Source organism: Paenibacillus azoreducens, assembly GCF_021654775.1.
In the GTDB taxonomy this organism is placed as follows: Bacteria; Bacillota; Bacilli; order Paenibacillales; family Paenibacillaceae; genus Paenibacillus_AQ; species Paenibacillus_AQ azoreducens.
The window spans coordinates 6,762,552-6,784,188 of record NZ_AP025343.1; the positions used below are offsets into that span (position 1 = coordinate 6,762,552).

16 protein-coding genes are annotated in these 21,637 nt (G+C 49.4%); 3 read left to right on the forward strand and 13 right to left on the reverse strand.

Annotated elements, in window-relative coordinates:
- The first annotated feature begins 178 nt into the window (after positions 1 to 178).
- Positions 179 to 376: a hypothetical protein gene (locus L6442_RS30395; RefSeq protein WP_212979523.1), complete on the forward strand. Its 198-nt coding sequence runs from the start codon at positions 179 to 181 to the stop codon at positions 374 to 376.
- 418 nt (positions 377 to 794) lie between these two features.
- Here L6442_RS30395 and L6442_RS30400 read toward each other — a convergent pair whose 3' ends face one another.
- Entirely contained in the window at positions 795 to 1,769 is a 975-nt protein-coding gene (locus L6442_RS30400; protein ID WP_212979522.1) for a DUF5643 domain-containing protein, read from the reverse strand.
- A gap of 331 nt (positions 1,770 to 2,100) precedes the next feature.
- On the reverse strand, positions 2,101 to 2,439 hold the full coding sequence (locus tag L6442_RS30405) for a hypothetical protein (protein WP_212979521.1): 339 nt from the start codon (positions 2,437 to 2,439) through the stop codon (positions 2,101 to 2,103).
- An 804-nt stretch (positions 2,440 to 3,243) separates the two neighbouring features.
- Here L6442_RS30405 and L6442_RS30410 point away from each other — a divergent pair.
- Entirely contained in the window at positions 3,244 to 4,242 is a 999-nt protein-coding gene (locus L6442_RS30410) for a ketoacyl-ACP synthase III (protein WP_212979559.1), read from the forward strand.
- 264 nt (positions 4,243 to 4,506) lie between these two features.
- Positions 4,507 to 4,866: a DUF488 domain-containing protein gene (locus L6442_RS30415; RefSeq protein WP_212979520.1), complete on the forward strand. Its 360-nt coding sequence runs from the start codon at positions 4,507 to 4,509 to the stop codon at positions 4,864 to 4,866.
- 685 nt (positions 4,867 to 5,551) lie between these two features.
- Here the strand turns inward: L6442_RS30415 and argH are convergent.
- The 11 genes from argH to hpf all read right to left on the reverse strand — a co-directional run bounded on the left by argH (position 5,552) and on the right by hpf (position 21,617).
- Positions 5,552 to 6,955: an argininosuccinate lyase gene (gene argH, locus L6442_RS30420; protein WP_212979519.1), complete on the reverse strand. Its 1,404-nt coding sequence runs from the start codon at positions 6,953 to 6,955 to the stop codon at positions 5,552 to 5,554.
- A 209-nt stretch (positions 6,956 to 7,164) separates the two neighbouring features.
- Positions 7,165 to 8,397, reverse strand: a complete 1,233-nt coding sequence (locus L6442_RS30425) for an argininosuccinate synthase (protein ID WP_212979518.1) — start codon at positions 8,395 to 8,397, stop codon at positions 7,165 to 7,167.
- A gap of 282 nt (positions 8,398 to 8,679) precedes the next feature.
- Entirely contained in the window at positions 8,680 to 9,636 is a 957-nt protein-coding gene (gene argF / locus L6442_RS30430; RefSeq protein ID WP_212979517.1) for an ornithine carbamoyltransferase, read from the reverse strand.
- Between the two features lie 773 nt (positions 9,637 to 10,409).
- A complete protein-coding gene (locus L6442_RS30435) occupies positions 10,410 to 11,615 on the reverse strand; it encodes an acetylornithine transaminase (protein WP_212979516.1) in 1,206 nt (401 codons plus the stop codon).
- A gap of 544 nt (positions 11,616 to 12,159) precedes the next feature.
- Positions 12,160 to 12,927: an acetylglutamate kinase gene (gene argB / locus L6442_RS30440; protein WP_212979558.1), complete on the reverse strand. Its 768-nt coding sequence runs from the start codon at positions 12,925 to 12,927 to the stop codon at positions 12,160 to 12,162.
- Positions 12,928 to 13,015: 88 nt separating this feature from the next.
- Complete coding sequence (gene argJ, locus L6442_RS30445; RefSeq protein ID WP_212979515.1) at positions 13,016 to 14,242, reverse strand: bifunctional glutamate N-acetyltransferase/amino-acid acetyltransferase ArgJ; 1,227 nt, start codon at positions 14,240 to 14,242, stop codon at positions 13,016 to 13,018.
- A 20-nt stretch (positions 14,243 to 14,262) separates the two neighbouring features.
- The gene (gene argC / locus L6442_RS30450; RefSeq protein ID WP_212979514.1) at positions 14,263 to 15,330 is read right to left on the reverse strand and encodes an N-acetyl-gamma-glutamyl-phosphate reductase; all 1,068 of its coding nucleotides are present in this window, start codon (positions 15,328 to 15,330) and stop codon (positions 14,263 to 14,265) included.
- A 315-nt stretch (positions 15,331 to 15,645) separates the two neighbouring features.
- Entirely contained in the window at positions 15,646 to 16,536 is an 891-nt protein-coding gene (locus tag L6442_RS30455) for a YitT family protein (RefSeq protein ID WP_212979513.1), read from the reverse strand.
- A 256-nt stretch (positions 16,537 to 16,792) separates the two neighbouring features.
- Positions 16,793 to 17,906, reverse strand: a protein-coding gene (prfB, locus tag L6442_RS30460) for a peptide chain release factor 2 (protein ID WP_212979512.1) whose coding sequence is annotated in 2 segments (ribosomal slippage) — positions 16,793 to 17,833 and positions 17,835 to 17,906 — 1,113 coding nt in all. Because the reading frame shifts where the segments join, the coding sequence is not laid out codon by codon here.
- A gap of 181 nt (positions 17,907 to 18,087) precedes the next feature.
- Positions 18,088 to 20,592, reverse strand: a complete 2,505-nt coding sequence (gene secA, locus L6442_RS30465) for a preprotein translocase subunit SecA (RefSeq protein ID WP_212979511.1) — start codon at positions 20,590 to 20,592, stop codon at positions 18,088 to 18,090.
- Between the two features lie 470 nt (positions 20,593 to 21,062).
- Entirely contained in the window at positions 21,063 to 21,617 is a 555-nt protein-coding gene (gene hpf / locus L6442_RS30470) for a ribosome hibernation-promoting factor, HPF/YfiA family (protein ID WP_194233902.1), read from the reverse strand.
- Between the last annotated feature and the right edge of the window lie 20 nt (positions 21,618 to 21,637).

Here is a 21,637-nt window from a genome sequence, read left to right on the forward strand (position 1 = left end):
ATGAATCGAATCGGGCCTTCTCGCTGATTATTTTGAAATTAAAGCGGCTTCCTTTTCTTGCACAAAAATTCTGATGATGAATTGACACATAGGAATGACATCGCTATGATGTATTCTAAAATGACCAATTGGTTTTTTCAAGAACTAATTGTTCATTCCAGGTATCGGCTGGGACTTCATGATGGTACGCGGATCAAAAAGCCTTACTGGTCAAAGTACTTTTTATATTCAAAAGAAAGTAGGTTTATCGGGTCTGATTATCGGAGGGGCGGATCTTGTTCTGTTCATCATTTCCTGCCTGCTTAAGCGGCAGCCTTTGCTAGTACTGCGGGTATTCAAGTCTGCGGATTTTACGCGCGGCATTGTCGCGTCATAGAAAATGAAAGAAGCCAACGCAAGTTTCTACACCGCCATACTCCGGCACGATCCCTCGACCATCGAAAGCGTGAAATTCGGTATCAAAGAGAAAATCCCTAAAATGCAGCATGACGAAAGTTTTCGAAAACAAGTATCCGAAGTCATGACCAAAATCCAAAGACCTTCTCAATCTGACCATCGGCTCTCCATTCAGCGGGATGCTAGAGTGTTTAAGTCCCAGTTAATTCCATCGTGGCGGAAGTGTTGCAGACTATAGACGAGGAAGTGAACGCGGAGCTAGGATTCGATAAAAACGGAAAGATCCCTTTCCGGTAAACCCTGTTTGCCGAAAAGGGATGCAGATTCCGTGTGAGCTTATGCGCTCACGTTGAACCCTGAGGCGTTATGGTGGAATCCAAATGCCTGAGATACGGTTTCTATTTTACCTGTACGGTCATTTCAAGATCTTTGATGTATTCTTTTACCACTTCTCCTTTATCATCTAACTTGAACTGGCCAGTCGCGGCTCCCGGCTCTGCAAAGACAGGCTTGGATGGTTTAATCGTAATGGATTTGATATCCTTGCCCTGCGTATCCAGAAGGAAATCATAATACATCATGCCCTTGGCTCCGTTTTCGTCGGTGCCTCTCTCGCCCCCTAACCGTTCGATCAGATTGCCTTGATCATCCAAGAAATCGTACAACATCGCAGAGCCCGGTTTCTGCCCCTTCACGATCAGCTGCATTCTTGTGGAGTACGAAGTCATGCTTGCCTTTTTTAACGTCATCGCGACATCTCCTGATTTTTTCGTCAAGTTCGGTTTCAGCTGGATCGTCTTGCCTGCATTTTTTTGCACGGGAACATTCAGCGTATAAGGATCATTTACGCCTTCCAGCTTAATCTTGGCCGTAAGGTTGAACTGTTCAGGGAGCGCCTTTAAGCTGGCCTGCTCGCCAAGATAAGTCGCATCGGCCATGCTGAATAGTGCTTTGTCCGGACTGGAATCCGCCGTTCTAAAGCTAATAGCTGGACGTTTCCACAACTCACTTCCGCCGTAAGTATTGGCCGAAACACCGTTAATAAAAAGCTCCACGGATGAAATGGCCCCTTTTTCGCGGATCACTTCTTGCTTTTGTTCATCCCATTTCGAATCGGTTATGCGACCGCTCAGACCTGTTCCTTTACGCACGACTTCGAAGCGAAGCGCGTTGCCATCATAAATCACGCCCGAGATTCCGAGACTAATATTTTGGTGAGTCTCACTCTGGATCGTGTTATGCTTTGGCTGTACAGAAGCGGAAACGGATTGGATTGCATTTACGGGGGCAGCATGGGCTCCACCGCATACTGTCACTCCCAAAATGGAGCCAATCATTACGGTGGTACTCATCACTTTATATATCGTATTCATCTTATAGTTCCTCCTAATGGTTCAAATGCCTTTCGTTTGAGGGCCCTCTATAAGATTTGATGGATCAGAAGCCGGAAAGGTTATTTATTAACCGGCACCGGAATGATAAATTCCGAAATGATTAGATACGAGAGAGTCGCAAATGGTTCTTAACGAATTTATAAGTCCTGCCTCAATCCATCATGAATTGACTCATAAATGAGAAACAGAGCTGCGTTGTTCGCGGCTCTGTTTCATTCAATTAACATATGATGATATCAGACAACATCCCGGCGTATTGTTCATTCATCTCCGGTATATGAATTGCTGCGAACTCTTGTGACGATAATCTTTAAATACTTAGAACACCATCCAAGTCTACCAGACCCAAATGATAGGCCTTTTGAATGGCCTCAAAGCGTTCGCGTGCGAAAATACTTGCGCCATTTTGTTGTTGGTAGGTGATATTATCTGCCACTTCTTCAGGCGATGTATGACGTGCGAGGCTTTGGTGGACGGGCTTGTTATTTTCCAGTGCATTCATGAATTGCTCAAAAGTCATAGAGTTCTTAGATTGGGAAAGGCTAGAAAATCCTTTCATTTCGTTTTGAAAACGGTTGACTAACGTTAACTTCGTATAAGCTGCAAATTCAGGAACAAATTGACCGTTAACGACTGCACTAGTTGTCATCTTTTTTCCTCCTATAGTTTTTTGTTGGGAATCGCTCTATAGAATTAGATGGCCGAGCCCTTTAAAAGGTTATAATTCCTTTCAAACGGCTAACATCGCAAACTTGGCAAGCGGAAACAGGCTCTGTAAATATATGCGGAACTCACTCGCCCCATCTAAACATGCAGCTTCGCGCGGAACACCCGGAAGTCCGAGAAAAACTGCCGCGTTAAGAAAATGTATATGGAGAATCCAAAAAATTTGCGGAACAATAAGTAGAAGCGACGTTCCTACCCAGCCTAGTATCGAATTACACTCAATATTGCCACAGATACGGTTTATATGCTTCCATTTCCAAGTTATGGCCATCCATATTAAATCATTATTTATATAAGTTGAACTAAAGAAAATGAAAAGGGATAGACAAGAGGGGGAAAGATTTACGGAGAAGCTGAAAGCTTTTTGAAAAAAAGCTGCTTCGGAAGCATATGCTTCGTTCGCCTAAAAGCTTTCCGCAGGAAAGCTAGCATCGTAAACATGCGCTTTGTGAGCGGATTTCTACCATAGATCAGGTTCAAATCATAGAAATCTAGGAGCGGGCAGCGATCGAAAGAACATTTCACTCGGCTGCCTCCTTCCGTTCATAATCATTGGTTCAACTTATATAGTTACGGCAAGCAGGCTGTTTTTTTAAGTGCATAGAAAAAGGTTGCATCCGAATGAATTTTGCATATAATTAGTACCAAGTACTAAAACTAGATACTAAAAAGTGCGTTTCCGTTTTATAATGTCATTCCATTATTCGATTGGAGGAAAGAAAAGATGATGAATACCGTACCATCCAAAGCCAAAATCTCTGCCATTGGAACCTATGTGCCTGAGCGGAGATTAACGAATGCGGATCTCGAAAAGCTTGTGGATACAAGCGATGAATGGATCGTGCAGCGGACCGGAATGAGGGAGCGCCGGATCAGCGGCGAGCAGGAATTCACATCGCATCTGTGCATCCGGGCAATTGAGGATTTAATCCAGACCTATGGCCAAAACGTTGAAGACGTCGATTTGATCATCGTGGCTACAGCAACTCCGGACTACCCTTTCCCCAGCGTCGCTTGCCTGATTCAGGAGCATTTCCATATCCAAAGCACCGGGGCATTTGATCTGAACGCAACTTGCGCCGGATTTGCTTATGGGCTGCATATCGCTAATGGGCTGATCACCTCGGGAATGCACCGTAAAGTGCTGGTGGTCGGCGGGGAAACCTTGTCCAAAGTGACGGATTATACGGACCGGACCACCTGCATTTTATTCGGAGACGGTGCCGGAGCGGTTTTGGTGGAAGCAGATGAAACCAATCCGGGCTTCCTCGCCTCGATCCAAGGTACGGATGGCAGCGGCGGCGTGCATCTCTATCGTTCTGGTTTGGCCAATACCATGAAGGGCCTCCCGCTCCAGGGCGAAGGCAATATCGTTCAAAACGGGCGCGAAGTGTATAAATGGGCTGTGCGAACCCTTCCGGCCGGAATAGAAACATTGCTGGAGGGTGCCGGCATGACCACCGGAGATATCGATTGGTTTGTCCCCCACAGCGCCAATTTGCGGATGATCGAATCGATCTGCGATAAAGCAGGTTTTTCCCTGGACAAAACATTGTACAGCGTAGAATACATGGGGAATACTTCAGCCGCATCCATCCCGCTGGCGCTGGGTCTCGGGGTTCGCGAGCAAAAATTGAAGTACGGCGATACGCTTCTTCTTTACGGATTTGGCGGAGGTCTAACTCATGTAGGAATGGTCGTCAAGTGGGGCGTGCCTAATCTATAAGTTAGTGGGCAGGTATTGCCCATGATTCTTACGTATGATTTTTGGGCAAACCTTATGTCAAACAAACAGAGCCAGGCCAAGCAACCGAACTTTACCTTGTCCTCTTCTTGAATGCGCGCTGCTGAAGGCTTTATGTTCAATACAGCTTCTGCTGTTTACTCAAATCCAGCTTCGGAATGTATACTAAGGAAAACATATGCTCTCAACAACTCATGACTGAAGTCACGAGTGTCCTTACGTAAAGCATGAAGGGAAGGATTGAACATGATACAGCTGAAACGGATCTACGATCCTGCCGAGGATACAGACGGTCAGCGGATTCTAGTTGATCGAATTTGGCCCAGGGGAGTAACGAAGGAAAAAGCGCAAATTACGGTTTGGATAAAAGACATTGCGCCAAGCCCAAGCCTGCGTACCTGGTTCGGACATCGGCCGGAAAGATTCGATGATTTTAAAGCCCGTTACGAAACCGAATTATCCGATGTCGCCGTTCTGCCTTATCTGGAAAAGCTGAGAAGCTGGTCTGAGCTGGGGATGGTCACGCTGCTGTATGCCGCAAAGGACCGGCAGTTTAACCATGCCGTTGTTTTGAAAGAATATCTGGATACATTGGAGAGCAGTTAAAACATCTTAGCGGGTGTTCCCGATAACTTGGAGCAATCTCCTTTTTATAAACCATTTCCTCATGAAAATTAAACAAAATGCATGAATCCCCGTATGTTTGAACACACCGAATAAGGCCAGTTAGTTTCTAAGGGATACCACGGACGTCTAACAGACACCACAGACGTTCTAGCGGACACCACGGATGTTCTAGCAGACGCCTCGGACGTTCTTACGGACGCCAGGGATGTTCCAACGACATTCACGGACGTTCTAGCAGATGCCGCAGACGTTCTAACGGACACCACGGACGTTCTAACAGACGCCTCGGACATTCTAACGGACACCACGGACGTTAATTCGCTAAAAGTAGCAGCTTTCAAATTTTAACGGACACCACAGCGCTTATTTGCTCCCAAAACAACGACAAAAGGGGATTTTCCACAAAATAACTGCATCTATGTCCGTTAGAATTCAAAATGGCCGAAATTAGCCCCAATAGCGGCCGCTGTGTCCCTTACAGCTTTTAGCCGCTTTTGGGATTTTTGCAAAATCCTCATCTTGCAACTTAACTTTAACTATTTGCACTTCTATCACTTGGTATGTAAAAGGCCGATCCCTAAACTTCAGGGACCGGCCATACACTCTTCGAATTATTGATACTCTTCGAATTATGATGCTCTTCGAATTATTGATGCTCTTCGAATTATTGATGCTCTTCGAGCCACTGTTCCGTCATTTGCAGCAGCACTTCGCTGCGCTTGATCGCATCGGCCACTTGATCCGTCGCTGTGCCGCCGTAAACGTTACGGGCGTTCACAACCGTCTCGGGTTGAAGCACTTCGTAAATGGCGTCATCGAACAATGGCGAAAACTGCTTGAATTCATCCATCGTCAAATCGAGCAAATACTTGCCGTTCTGGATGCAATAAAGCACCGTCTTTCCGATCACTTCATGCGCCTGGCGGAATGGCAGGCCTTTGCCTACGAGGAAATCGGCAATATCCGTCGCGTTGGAGAAGTCTTTGTTAACGGCTTCGCGCATCCGCGGTTTATTCACCTTCATTGTAGCGATCATCGGCGCGAACAGCTGCAGGGCGCCTTCGAGCGTCGCAACGGTGTCGAACATGCCCTCCTTGTCTTCCTGCATATCTTTGTTATACGCAAGCGGCAGCGACTTCAGCACGGTGAGAAGCCCCATCAGATTGCCGTAAACGCGGCCCGTTTTGCCGCGGACAAGCTCCGGCACATCCGGATTTTTCTTCTGCGGCATGATGCTGCTGCCCGTGCAGAACGCGTCGTCCAGCTCGATGAAGTTGAACTCCGTGCTGCTCCACAGCACAAGCTCCTCCGACAGGCGGGAAAGATGCATCATGATTATGGAAGCATGGGAGAGAAACTCCAGGATAAAGTCGCGGTCGCTGACAGCGTCCAGGCTGTTTTCGTACACGCGGTCGAACTGCAGCTGTTCAGCCACGAAATGACGGTCGATCGGGAACGTTGTTCCGGCTAATGCGCCTGCGCCGAGCGGAAGCACGTTGATCCGTTTATAGCTGTCCATCAGACGCTCAATGTCGCGCTGGAACATCGAAACATACGCCATTAGATGATGGGCGAACAGAATCGGCTGCGCCCGCTGCAAATGCGTGTATCCCGGAATAATCGTATCTAGGTTGTCGCGGGCCTGGCCGATCAGCGCTTTTTGCAGTTCATACAGCATCCCCGATAGTTCGACGACGCGTTTGCGCAGGTACAGATGCATGTCGGTCGCCACCTGGTCGTTACGGCTGCGTCCTGTATGCAGCTTCCCGCCAACCGGGCCGATCTCCGCGATCAGATTTTTTTCCACGTTCATATGGATATCTTCATCCGATATCGAGAACTCGATGTCGCCTTTACGTATTTTATCCAGCACCTTGTTCAGGCCGTCTTTGATCGTTTCTACATCCTCCTGCGGCAAAATCCCGCATTTGCCCAGCATCGTCACATGCGCCAGGCTCCCTTGAATATCTTCCTCGGCCAGCTTCTGATCAAAACCGATCGAAGCGGTATACTCGTCCACCAAATGGTTGGTCTGCTTAGTAAAGCGTCCTCCCCACAGTTTGCTCATTATGTTCTCTCCTCTCTGATACGGCAGAGGGCCGTCCCTTCTCGCCCGGAAAAGGAACGGCCGCCACCCCGCCGATTTGCGATGCATTTAGGCGCGATCAAAAGAATAATAGACCATTCGATTTGCCGAAAGTAGCGTAATGACGGGTATTTTCCGTGCAAATCTGACTCACTATTTTTTGATCGCGCCTATCTATAGAATCCGTACGATTACCGGTTTTGTTCCACGCCTGTGCCGACTTTCAGACGAAGCGCGTTCAGGCGGATAAAGCCTGTTGCATCTCCTTGATCATACGCCTGCGTCGGATCTGCTTCCATCGTTGCGATATCCGGATTGTACAAGCTGACCGGACTTTTCACTCCTGCGGCGATAATGTTGCCTTTATACAGCTTCACGCGTACTGTTCCTGTAACGTTCTTTTGACTTTCGGTTACCAGTGCCTGCAAAGCGAGACGTTCCGGCGCAAACCAGAAGCCGTTATATACGAGCGTGCTGTAGCGTGTGATGAGGCTGTCGCGCAAATTCATGACTTCACGGTCCATCGTGATGGATTCCATTTTACGGTGAGCGGTGAACAAAATCGTTCCTCCCGGCGTTTCGTACACCCCGCGGCTTTTCATGCCGACAAAACGGTTTTCCACCATGTCCACGCGGCCGATGCCATGTTTGCCGCCCAGCTCGTTCAGTTTATCCATCACCTGCAGCGGGCTCAGCTTTTCGCCGTTCAACGCCACGCAATTGCCTTGGGCGAACTCGAGCTCCAGGTATTCCGCTTCATCCGGCGCATCCTCAGGGGAGTTGCTCAGCAGGTACATGTCTTTATTTTCCGGTGCGCTTGCATCGAACCAAGGATCTTCCAGCACGCCGCTCTCATAGCTGATATGCAGCAGGTTGCGGTCCATGGAATAAGGTTTGGCTGCGGAGGCGGTTACCGGAATGCCGTGTTTTTCGGCAAAAGCGATCATTTCGGCACGGCCCGGGAAATCGTTGCGGAACGTTTCAAGACGCCATGGCGCGATCACCTCGATATCCGGAGCCAGCGCGGCTACGCCGAGCTCGAAACGGACCTGGTCATTCCCTTTCCCCGTCGCCCCGTGGGCAATCGCGGTTGCGCCTTCGGCACGTGCGATTTCCACCATGCGTTTGGCGATCAGCGGACGCGCAATGCTGGTGCCGAGCAGGTATTGGCCTTCATACAGTGCGCCAGCCTGGAACATCGGATAAATGAAGTCCTTGGCGAACTCGCCCTGCAAATCGTCGATGTATACTTTGGAAGCGCCTGTCGCCAATGCTTTGGCTTCAAGGCCATCTAGCTCTTCTTTTTGGCCGATATCCGCTGTAAAAGCGATAATTTCCGCGTCATAGGTTTCTTTGAGCCATTTGAGGATAATGGATGTATCCAGCCCGCCGGAATACGCGAGCACGATTTTTTCTTTTGCCATTGTAAACTTCCTTTCATGTATGCTTCGTGGTTTGATTTATAACGTGATTGGGTCTTAGCCCTTAGAACATTTTCGCTCGTGTTGAACGCTATGGGTCCGGATCGTTCTTCCGATCGCTGTTGTCATCAGATTTTTTGAATATATTCCCTTTTTAAGGGGAAAATCCGATGACAAAGGCGAACGCTCCGCTTCTTCAGATCGATTCCGTCCCCTCCGCTGCTGCGAGATTTGGTATCTAGAAAGATAATTTACAGCCTCTATTAACCTTTGAAAAATAACCCCTTACCCCATCAACGCGGCCATCAAAGCCTTCTGCGCGTGCAGGCGGTTTTCGGCCTGGTCGAAAATCACGGAGTTTTTGCCGTCGATGACGCCCTCGCTTACTTCTTCGCCGCGGTGTGCAGGCAGGCAATGCATGAACAGATAATCGCTTTTGGCTCCCTTCACCAGCTCTTCGTCTACTTGATAGTTTTTAAAAGCCGCTTCGCGGATTTTTTGCTCCTCCTCGAAGCCCATGCTTGCCCAAACATCCGTATAGATGGCGTCGGCGTCTTTTACCGCATCCTGCGGGCTGTGCGTCACGACGATTTCCGCTCCGGTCTCTTTTGCAATCTCGCGGCTTAACTTCACGACTTCCGCATCCGGCTCATAACTTTCCGGACTGGCCACAGATACGTGTACGCCAAGCTTCGCTCCGCCGATCATGAGGGAATGCGCCATGTTGTTGCCATCGCCGATGTAGGCGAGTTTCAAACCTTTCAGCTTGCCTTTATGTTCGAGGATCGTTTGGTAATCCGCCAGTACCTGGCATGGATGCGCCAGATCGCTCAGCCCGTTGATCACCGGTACGGAAGCATATTTGGCCAGATCCACCACGTTGTTATGACCGAACGTACGGATCATCATGCCGTCGAGGTAACGGGAAAGCACCTGCGCCGTATCGCTGATGATTTCGCCGCGTCCAAGCTGAATGTCGTTTTTGCTTAAAAATAGCGCATGCGCGCCAAGCTGAAACGCCCCGACTTCAAAGGAAACCCGCGTACGGGTCGAAGATTTTTCAAAAATAAGTCCGATCGTTTTGCCTTTTAGCGGCTGATACACCTCGCCGTTTTTTTGCTTGCGTTTCAGTTCGATCGCCAGATCCAGCAAATATTGAATCTCTTCCGTGGTGTAATCGTCCAGTTCCAGCAAATCCCGGCCTTTCAAATTTACTTGCTGCAGTGGTTCTGCTTGAGTCATGGTTGGCCTCCTTCTGCACATTAAATTTTCATCACATTAAAATCATTGCTCCGTTGACGAATCGTTCTTTCGATCGATCCCCGCCTAATACTTTTTTGAGAACAATCTTCCCAAAATGGATGGAAACATAGCAACGAAGAGCTTTCTTGCGATACTGACTTACGTCTCCCTCCGGCTTACGACACCAACTTACGATCCGACTTACGTCTCCCTCTAACTTACGACACCGACTTATATACTGTTTCCCTGTGGAAATCCTTGGGCGAATGCTTGCGTTTCGTCTGGATAAGTTGAACTAGAGAAAGAGATAAGGAGTAGGAACGAGGGTTCAATATTCTAGAGAACGCATATCTCTAACGAAACTACAGAGCGCTATTGCCTCAAAAACAAAAGCAAATGAAATCTAACGAAACTACAGAGCGTTATTTGGGATAAAAACAGTCTTAAAGGCATTTATTTAGCTTAATAGCGATACCCAGTTTCGTTAAAATTTCAAAAGGCCTTTTTTGCTGCAAATAGCGATACCACGTTTCGTTAGAAACCCACATGACCTCACGGTACCACCAACGAGGAAAATGTTATGGGTTTTGTCTCAAAAACGCAAAATCACACTTTCGTATAAATTTCAAAAGCAATGCCGCGTTTCGTTAGAGATGAAATCCCCCGACCGCCTTTATCCTTAAAATCATTTGCTCAACTTATAAAAACCAACGCCGTTCCTTATCGCCACCGTTCTTCTAACAAGTCATTCATGATAAAAATGATTTATAGCATTAATCTTTCTTAACCGCTGTATGGTCATGGATCATGCTGGCTATGATGCTTACAGCCTGATCGATTTCTTCTTTCGTCACGTACAAGTTCGGCAGCAGCCGAATGACGTTTGGTCCGGCCGTGATAAACAGCAATCCGCGTTTTTGGCCTTCCAGCACCAGCTCGTTTACCGGCCCTGAGCATTCAATGCCAACCAGCAGGCCGAGGCCGCGGATGGCTTTCACATGCGGATTATCCGCCAGCTTTTCTGTCAGCTGTTCCTTCAGGTAAGCCCCCATCTCGGCTGCACGCTGCGGAAGCTGATCCTCCAGGATCGTTTCCATCGTCGCGATGACGGCTGCCGTTGCGATCGGCGTTCCGCCGAAGGTCGAACCGTGGCTGCCCGCCGCGAAGGCATCGCGCAGATAAGCTTTGCCGAGCATGGCCCCTGTCGGGAACCCGCTGGCGATCCCTTTAGCCAAAGTAAAAATATCCGGCTCAATGCCGTAATGCTCATGCGCAAACAGCTTGCCTGTGCGCCCCATACCGGTCTGCACTTCGTCGATAATGAGCAGCAGACCATGTTCCTTGCACAGCTCCTGAATGGCCTGGAGAAAATCTGCTTCGACCGGAAGCACGCCCCCTTCAGCAAGCACAAGCTCCAGCATGATGGCTGCCGTTTGGTCGGTAATGGCCGCCTTGAGCGCATCCAGATCATGAAGAAGTACGCTTTTGAAACCGGCAGGCAGCGGCAGGAATCCGTCCTTCACTTTGTCCTGGCCTGTTGCCGTCAATGTCGCCAGCGTCCGTCCATGGAAGGATTGAACGAAGGTAATGATTTCAAAGCGGTCATTGCCTTTCACCTTTTGGTGATAACGGCGGGCCAGCTTGATCGCCGCTTCATTCGCTTCCGCGCCGCTGTTGCAGAAAAAGACCGCATCGGCACAGCTGTTTGCAGTCAGAAACGCCGCCGCCTTCTCCTGATTCGGAATCTGGAACAGATTCGAAACATGCCACAACTGGTCCAGCTGCTCTTTCAGCTTCGCTGTTACTTTCTCTGGTGCGTGCCCCAGATTGGTTACGGCAATGCCGCTCATAAAATCCAGATACTTATTGCCCTGATCGTCCCACAACCAGCTGCCCTGACCTTTAACCAGGCTGATTGGATATCTTGCATAGGTTGGAAACAACGAGCTTCCGGATTGTGCTCCCGAAGGATTGCTCATTCAAATCACTCCCATCATGGAATATTGGAATCTATACAAGTTGAACCTACGATTATTTAAGGATGACGGCAGCCGGGTGAAATGTTCTTAAGATCGCTGTTGTTCCCGGATTTCTATGATTTTAACTATTCATGGTAGAAATCCGCTCTCAAAGCATATGCTTACGATGCTATATAAGTTGAACCAATGATTTGCACGGATGTAGGCAGCCGGGTGAAATGTTCTTAAGATCGCTGTTGCTCCCGGATTTCTTTGATTTATACTTTCATGGTTGAAATCCGATCACAAAGGCGAACGCTTCGCTTCTCCGTAAATCTTTCTCCCTCTTGCCTATTCCTTATGCTTTTCTTTAGTTCAACTTATATAGCTTTCCTACGGAAAACTTTTAGGCGAACGCAGCAAATGCTTCCGACGCAGCTTTTTTCCAAAAAGCTTTTAGCTTCTCCGTAAATCTTTCCCCTAGGTCAATATTCTAAAATGGTTCTTCTTTTGAATATTGAACCCTATTGCCTGTTCCTTATCCATTTTCATTTGTTCAACTTATCTATCTCACGATCCGCGTCCCGATCGTCTCGCCCTGCAGCACGCGGCTCAAAATTTTCGGTTCGCTTCCGTTCACGATAACCACTTCCTGCACCTCGCCCTGGATGCAGCTGACAGCCGCTTTAACCTTGGGGATCATCCCGCCGTATATATCGCCGCTGCCAATCATGTCTTCGATCTGCTGCACCGTCACTACGGGGAGCACTTGTTTGACGCCCTCGATTTCCTTCATAATCCCAGGCACATCCGTGACGACAATCATCCGTTCCGTGCCAAGCTGCGAGGCTACCGCCCCTGCCGCCGTATCGGCATTAATGTTGTAACGCTGGCCGTCCTCATCTACGCCGACGGGCGCAATCACCGGCATATAACCCATGGCCGTAATGCCTTGTATAATCTCCGCCTGCACTTGCGTTACATCGCCGACCCAGCCAACTTCGGCCGCGTTTGCCACGGGACGGGCTTGAATCAAGGCCCCATCCACGCCGGAGATCCCGAGCGCTTTGCCCCCGGTCTGCTGAATTCGCCTTACGATCTGCTTGTTAATGCTGCCTGCAAGCACCATCTCCACCACATCCAGCACCGCTTCCGTCGTCTTGCGCAGACCGTTCACGAACTCCGTTTCGATACCGAGCTTCTCCAGATTTTCCGAGATGGCCGGGCCGCCGCCATGAACGATCACGGGTTGTACGCCAGAGGCCTGCAGCTGCTGCAAATCTTCAAAAAACGAATCCGGCAAAGCCGCAAGTGTACTGCCGCCGCATTTCATCACAAAACTTCGTTCATTCGCCGCATTCCCGGTTATGCCTTTCTCTTGATGAAGTAATGTATTCACAGCTCATCCCCCACTTCGTTCATTAAGTCCGGTATGCGGCATTAATACGAACATATTCATATGTTAAATCACAGCCCCAAGCCGTTGCGCGGCCTTCTCCATGATGAAGATCAACTACGATGCGTACGAGGTCGCCTTTTAAGTACTCCAACGCCTCATCCTCGTCAAAGGCTATCGGCCGCGAACCTTCAAGCACCAATATATCTCCGAGCCGAATATCAACTGTTTCCGGGTTCACAGGCTCGCCGGCGCGTCCCACGGCGGCAATAATCCGCCCCCAGTTGGCATCAGCACCAAACATCGCCGATTTCACAAGGCTGGAGCCGATGACGGTTTTGGCAATGGCGCGGGCGGACATATCGTTTACCGCTCCGTTCACGTTTACCTCAACCAGCTTGGTCGCACCCTCACCATCCCGGGCAATGGCCTTGGCAAGCACTTGGCAAACATAAGTGAAGCCGGAAGCAAAAGCCTGCCAATCCGGATGGGATGGATTAAGCGTCTCGTGACCTGACAGCCCGCTTGCCATGGCGATCAGCATGTCGTTGGTACTTGTATCCCCGTCCACCGTAATCATGTTGAACGTCACGTCGGTCGCCTGGCGCAAAAGCCGCTGCAAAACTTCCGCTTCGATCACCGCATCCGTCGTCACAAACGCGAGCATCGTCGCCATGTTCGGGTGAATCATGCCTGAACCTTTGGCCGCCCCGGCAATCGTCACCTTTTTACCGTTCACCGTTACGGAAACGCAAGCTTCCTTCTTCACAAGGTCGGTCGTCAGAATCGCTTGCGCAAAATCCTCCGCGCCGGAAGCTTCATGCTTCAGGCGCTGCGGCAAGCCGGCGATGCCAGCGGTAACGCAGTCCATTTTCAGCAGCTCCCCGATCACTCCTGTCGAGGCGACCGCCACGGCCTGCTCGGCAACGCCCAGATGTTGTGCTGCTTCCGCCCGCATCCTGTAAGCATCTTCTTCCCCCTGCTTGCCTGTGCAAGCATTGGCATTGCCGCTGTTAACGACAACGGCCTGCAGTCTGCCATCCTGCAGGCTTTCGCGCGTCACTTTCAGCGGCGCCGCTTGAAACACGTTTGTCGTGTACACAGCCGCAGCAGCAGCCGGTACATCGCATACAATCGCGCCGAGATCATGGCGCTCGGTTTTCTTGAGTCCGCAATGCAGTCCCCCTGCGGAAAAACCTTTTGGCGTTATAATCGAACCGCCCTCTACGACGGTATATTTTTCTTGTCCCATAATGTTGTTTATCTCGCACCTTACGGATACACCGGCGTGTAACCCAGTCCAAGATTTTCCTCCCATCCCATCATCAGATTCAGGTTCTGGATCGCTTGACCTGCCGCGCCTTTGACCATGTTGTCGATCACCGAAATAATCGTTACCCGGCCTGTTCGGGCATCGGCTGCAAAACCGATATCGCAGTAGTTGGACCCAAACACTTCTTTCGTAGCCGGCCAAATTCCCGCATTCCTTACGCGCACGAAGTTCCGGCCTTCATAATACTGCCGGTACAGCTCCACGAAATCCTCGTCGCTGTACGCGCCGTTCATCTGTGCATACATGGTGCTCATGATGCCGCGCGTCATCGGAACGAGTTGAGTCGTAAAGGTGACCGTTACCGGTTCGCCCGCAGCCTGCGCCAGCGCCTGCTCGATTTCCGGGATATGCTGATGTTTATTCACTTTATAAGCTTTGAAGTTTTCGTTTATCTCCGCATAATGCGAAGTCAGGCTTGTGCCTCTGCCGGCACCGGATACGCCGGATTTGGCATCGATGATAATGCTTTTTGGATCGATCCAGCCAGCGCTTACTGCCGGAATCAGGCCAAGCAACGTTGCCGTCGGATAGCAGCCCGGATTCGAGATCAAGCTGGCATCTATCACGTTGCCGCCAGAAATCTCGCATAATCCGTATACCGCTTTTTCCAGGTACTTCTGTTCCGGAGCCGGGTGCTTATACCATGTCTCGTAAGTGCCGCCGTCCTTGATCCGGAAATCGCCGGACAGGTCGATGACTTTTAGGCCCGCTTCAATCAGATCAGGCACCAGCTTTGAACTTACGCCCGATGGCGTTGCCGCAAATACCACATCCGCTTTTTCCGCCATTTCCGCGGCGTTGACACCATCCAGATCCTGTACAACAATATTCGTTAAATGCGGAAATCCTTCTGCAATCGGCGTTCCCGCATTTGATGATGAAATAACCGACGCAATCTCCACATACGGATGACTCTGCAGCAAGCGGATTAACTCCACCCCGCCATACCCCGTCGAGCCGACGATCGCGACCTTCATTTTGTTGGTTTCCCCATATTCTCCTGGCATCCCGTGTTCCCCTCTCTATCAAGCCTGACGTGCATCCCTCTCATAAATATGTATTATTATACGTCCGTATTCATATAAATACAACACTTTCAAAGGAATTCTTCCTTGTCCCAACAGGAGTTTTAGGTTTGAATACCCGGAATACAAGCTGAACACGTTGACAAGAGAATCGTAAAATAACCCCACAAAGTGGAGCCTATGCTTCGATGCTTATTCCAAATACTTTGCGGGGACCCCAAAAAAACTTATAAATTCTATACTGCCAAAAAAAGACAGCGAGATTTCTCGCCGCCTTACCATCATAAATATTCACGTTTATGCTTCCCATTTAAATCCTTCGCCCAACACCTCATGAGTATTGCTTATAATGACAAAAGCATCGGGGTCTACGCTTCGCACCAACGTCTTCAGACGCGTTGCTTCACTTTGCCCGATCACAACCATCAGCACAGTGCGGCTTTCTCCCGTATAACCTCCCTGGGCGCTAAGTTTGGTCAGTCCCCTGTCCAAATCATGCAAAATCGCTTCGCTGATCCGCTCCGTATGATTCGAGATTATATAAGCAACCTTCGAATAATTGAATCCAAGCTCAACCATATCAATGACTTTCCCTGTTACATAAAGCCCGACCAAAGCATACAAGGCTTTCTCCAGCGATAACGTGCAAGCCGCCAAAAGAATGACGCTTCCGTCCAACATGACAACGCAAAGCGAAAAGCTGAGACCGCTATATTTTTGAATAATTTGGGCCATGGTAGCCAGGCCCCCGGTAGAACCTCTGCCCCGATATACAATGCCGACCCCAAGGCCAACCGCGATCCCTCCGTAAATGGAGGCGAGCAGCGGATTATCCGTCGGCAGCGGCCAGTCCTTCGTCAGAAATACGAATAATGGTAAAATAACGCTGCCGAGCAATGAGCGAAGACCATAACTTTTGCCGAGCAGCCATAACCCCAAGAAAAAAATCGGGATATTCATTGCCCACTGCGTAAATGCCGGTTCAAGTCCGAACCACGACTTAAACAGCACAGAGATACCGGAAACGCCGCCGGCGGCGATCCCGTTAGGCAGTAAGAACAAATTGAATCCTAAAGCAATGGCCAAGGAACCGATGACGATCAAAGTGATGTCTACCACATGGCGGATCGTTCCCGATGCAGGAATCGCGGGAGCCTTCCTCCGGCTCGAAACAGGGATTTGCGGCATAATAGTTTTTCTCTCCTTAATTTTGAAATTGAAATAGAGGGGAGCATCCGCTCCATGGTGAAATAACCCCACAAAGTGACGTATAGCCTCTGAAGTTTATTCCGATTACTTTGCGGGGACCCCGGATGTTTATTGTTGAAAAACGTCTATCGACGTACATTAATGTCCCAGACAACAAAAAATTCCCACACTGGCGATATGAAATGAACTCAACAATCGTTCAATTCGATATAGCGTGTAGGAATTTTTATTGGTTTTATTCAGGATCCACTTTGATTTGGCTGCGCAAATAACCGTCGATGAACAGATCCAGATCTCCGTCCATCACGGCGCCGACATTGCCGGTTTCTACTGATGTGCGGTGGTCCTTTACCATGCTATAGGGATGAAACACGTAGGATCGGATCTGGCTGCCCCAGGCAATATCCGACTGTTCCCCTCGGATTTCATCCAGCTCTTTTTGCTGTTCTTCGATTTTGCGCTCATACAATTTGGAACGGAGCATGGTCATCGCACGCTCGCGGTTCTTGATCTGTGAACGTTCATTTTGGCAGGTCACCACGATGCCTGTAGGCAAGTGCGTGATCCGTACCGCCGAATCCGTCGTATTGATATGCTGTCCGCCCGCGCCGCTGGCCCGGTAGGTATCGATTTTCAAATCCTCCGTGCGGATTTCCACATCGACATCTTCGGTAATTTCCGGAACGACGTCACAGGATACAAACGACGTATGCCTCCGGCCCGACGAATCAAAAGGCGAGATCCGTACCAGCCGGTGTACGCCCTTCTCGGCTTTCAGATAGCCGTAAGCGTTAAAGCCTTTAATCAGCAGCGTTACGCTTTTGATTCCCGCTTCATCGCCAGGCAGGTAATCGAGAACCTCTACCTTGAAGCCCCTCTTTTCCGCCCACCGCGTATACATCCGCAGCAGCATCTGGCCCCAATCCTGGGATTCGGTGCCGCCGGCTCCGGGGTGCAGCTCCAGGATGGCATTCATTTTATCATAAGGCTGGTTTAGCAGCAGGTTCAGCTCAAAATCCTCGAGCTTCTTTTTCAGGCTTGCCACCGCTTCGGCAATTTCCTCCATAAGCGATTCTTCGCCTTCCTCATCTGCCAGCTCCGCCATCATGGCTGCGTCTTCATATTCCTGCTGTAGCTTCTCATATTGATCTACGGAAGATTTGACCGCATTCATTTCGGCGATGACGCTCTGCGCTTTTTCATTATCATCCCAAAAATCCGGCGCGGACATCTTTTCTTCGAAATTGGCGATCATCTCCTGTTTGAGGTCTAAGTCAAAGAGACCCCCTAAGATTGGTTAGTTTGGTCGCGATTTCTCGCAGATCATGTTTGACATTTGGATCGATCATGAACTTTCTTCACCTCTTTATCGACATAAACTCCCTTAAGCAAAGGGAAGTGGCGCATCATGCATTCCTTTCGCGCCAGAACCCTTTGGATCAAGGGAGTTTCGATCCGCGTCCCTTTTTCGGGATACGGCTTGATTCTATACAGTCGCTTTTTCCTTTAATTCATTTTATACAGAATCAGCTATTCTTGACCATGGCAATGTTTATATTTTTTGCCGCTGCCGCATGGGCAAGGATCGTTGCGTCCGATTTGTTCGCCGACATGTACCGGTCTTTTCTCTGTAGGCTCGCTGTTGGTCGTTACTTTGCTTTCGTCGACAACAGCTTGGCGTTCCTGGTTGGATTCGATATGAGCCTTCATGACGTATGTCGCAACTTCTTCCTGAATGCTGGCAATCATTTCATTAAACATTTCGAAGCCTTCGAATTGGTATTCGCGGAGCGGATCCGTACCGCCGTATGCACGGAGATGGATACCTTGGCGAAGCTGATCCATTGCATCGATATGGTCCATCCACTTGCTGTCTACCGAACGGAGCACGACAACCTTCTCGAACTCGCGCACGAGCTCGGAGCCGATTTTCTCTTCGCGCTCGTCATATTTATGCTTAACCTTTTCGAAGATGAGCTCTTCGATTTCAGGAACTTCTTTGCCCCACAGATCGTCGCGCGTTACCGCGCCTTCATCCAAAAGCTTGCTGTTTACGTAATCGGCAACCTCTTGCAGCTCCCAGTTTTCCGGAATTTCATCCGAGCAGTGTGCTTCGACAACGCGATCGATAACCGGCTTGATCATATCCATGACGATTTCCTTGATGTTCTCGGATTCGAGAATTTCGCGGCGCTGCTTGTAGATGATTTCCCGCTGCTGGTTCATCACGTCGTCATATTGGAGTACGACTTTACGCAAATCGAAGTTATTGCCTTCGACGCGTTTCTGAGCGGACTCGATCGCACGCGTGATCATTTTGCTCTCGATCGGCTGGTCTTCTTCAAAACCGAGACGCTCCATCATGTTCAGCACGTTGTCCGCGCCAAAACGTTTCATCAGTTCGTCGCCAAGCGACAGATAGAACTGCGTGGAGCCCGGGTCGCCCTGACGTCCCGCACGTCCGCGAAGCTGGTTATCGATCCGGCGCGACTCGTGGCGCTCCGTACCAATGATATGCAGGCCGCCCAAATCGGCAACCCCGTCACCCAGCAAAATATCCGTACCGCGGCCAGCCATGTTGGTAGCGATGGTTACCGCACCTGCTTGACCGGCACCGGAGATGATTTCGGCTTCCTCAGCATGGTATTTGGCGTTTAGCACTTGGTGTTTAATGCCTTTGCGTTTCAGCATGTCTGAAATCAGCTCGGAGTTTTCGATCGATACCGTACCAACAAGCACCGGCTGGTTCTTTTTATGGCGTTCCACGATCTCCTCGACCACGGCCTTGAACTTGCCGTTAACGCTCTTGTAGACCACATCAGCCATATCATTCCGTTGGTTCGGTTTATTGGTAGGCACTTGGAGAACTTCCAGGCCGTAGATCTTCTTGAATTCTTCTTCCTCTGTTTTCGCCGTACCGGTCATGCCCGCAAGCTTGCGGTACATCCGGAAATAGTTCTGGAACGTGATCGTGGCCAGCGTCATGCTTTCGTTCTGTACCTCGATGCCTTCCTTCGCTTCAATCGCCTGGTGCAAACCGTCGCTGTAGCGGCGGCCGGCCATCAGACGGCCCGTAAATTCGTCGACGATGACAACCTCGTCTTCGGTGACGACATAATCGACGTCGCGGCGCATAATTACGTTCGCTTTGAGCGCCTGTACGATGTGGTGGTTCAGCGTCACATGCGCATGATCATACAGGTTCTCGATGCCAAAAGCGCGTTCCGCTTTAGCTACGCCTTTTTCGCTCAAGGCAACGGATTTCACTTTAATATCAACCGTATAATCCTCTTCCGCCTGCAGCGTCTTCACAAAACGGTCGGCAACATAATAAAGCTGCGTCGATTTTTGAGCTTGTCCGGAAATGATCAGCGGGGTACGGGCTTCATCGACCAGGATGGAGTCCACTTCGTCGATCGTACAGAAATAGAGCGGACGCTGTACCATTTGTTCCTTATAAAGCACCATATTGTCGCGCAGATAATCGAAACCAAATTCGTTGTTTGTACCGTACGTAATGTCGCAGGCATAAGCAACCTGTTTATCCGCATGGTCCATACCGCTCAGGTTGACGCCAACCGTCATACCCAAAAACTCATAAATTTGACCCATCTCCTGGCTGTCGCGCTGCGCCAAATAGTCATTGACCGTAACGACATGCACGCCTTTGCCCAAGAGTGCGTTCAGGTATACGGGGAGCGTACCGACAAGGGTTTTACCTTCACCGGTCTTCATCTCCGCAATACGGCCTTCGTGAAGCGCCATACCGCCGATCATTTGCACATCGTAGTGTCTTTTGCCGAGGACGCGCTTGGACGCCTCACGAACCGTAGCAAACGCCTCAGGGAGCAGGTCGTCGAGCGTCTCGCCTTTGTCCAAACGCGCACGGAATTCAGCCGTCTTGGCTTTCAGCTGCTCATCGGAGAGCTTAACGAAATCAGGCTCTAATTTGTTAATGATATCGACCGTCTTCATCAAGCGTTTGACATCGCGGTCATTTGTGTCACCAAAAATTTTCTTAACAAGTCCTAGCATGGTTAACCCCTTTCACGCAAAACAAATGGTTAAATTAACTTCAAGAAATCAGGGTTACTATCAAATAAAATCGATCCGCAGAACCCATCTCACAGACATGTGCTGAATGACGGGATTCGTTCGCGAACGGATTCACACAAAAAATGCAGACGACTGCTTGAATGAAATGTATTCGATGAAAGAATCGACTCCATCCAGACAAAAAATTACCGTTTGAAGTTAATTCGTTTGAAATATACATATAAATTGTTGAAAATGGCGTTTGCATAAATTGTAACAGTTTGTAAGTAAAGCCGCAACAGTGCGGGTAACGATGCACATGCGGATTTTTACCCCACTATTTATATACGTAAGAAGAGCCCTATCCGTTGCAGGATATGAGCTCTTTTTTTGAATATTTTCACTTTTAATTTTTACATCATCATGAAAAATGTACCTTTAGAAGTAATGCCTGTTAGAATTCATGCGGATTACTCTTGCTCGATCAGTCCGTATCTTCCGTCGTTGCGTTTGTAAACAACGCTTACTTCTTGGGTGTCGATGTTGGAAAATACGAAGAAATTATGTCCGACCATGTTCATTTGCAAAATCGCTTCTTCCACATCCATCGGTTTCAACGTAAAGCGCTTGGTGCGGACCACTTCGAATTCTTCTTCCGTCTGTTGCGCGGATGGCGCTGCGTCCGCTTGTACCGGTACCTCGGTAATCGTCTTCAGGCTGCCTTCCTGACGGAACTTGCGGTTCAATTTCGTTTTGTGTTTACGGATTTGGCGCTCCAACTTGTCCACGACGGCGTCTATCGACTTATACATATCGTCGCTGCGGTCTTCAGCCCGAAGCACAACGCCTGGGAGCGGAATCGTCACCTCTACGGTGTGCAAACCTCGAACGACGCTCAGCGTTACATTGCCTTCCGAGGCAAGGGGTGCATCAAAATACTTATCAAGTCTGTGCAGCTTCTTGTCAACGTAGTCTCTTAAAGCTTCAGTCACTTCAATTTGTTGACCTCGAACACTTAATTTCATAAGGCACTCCTCCTTTGCAA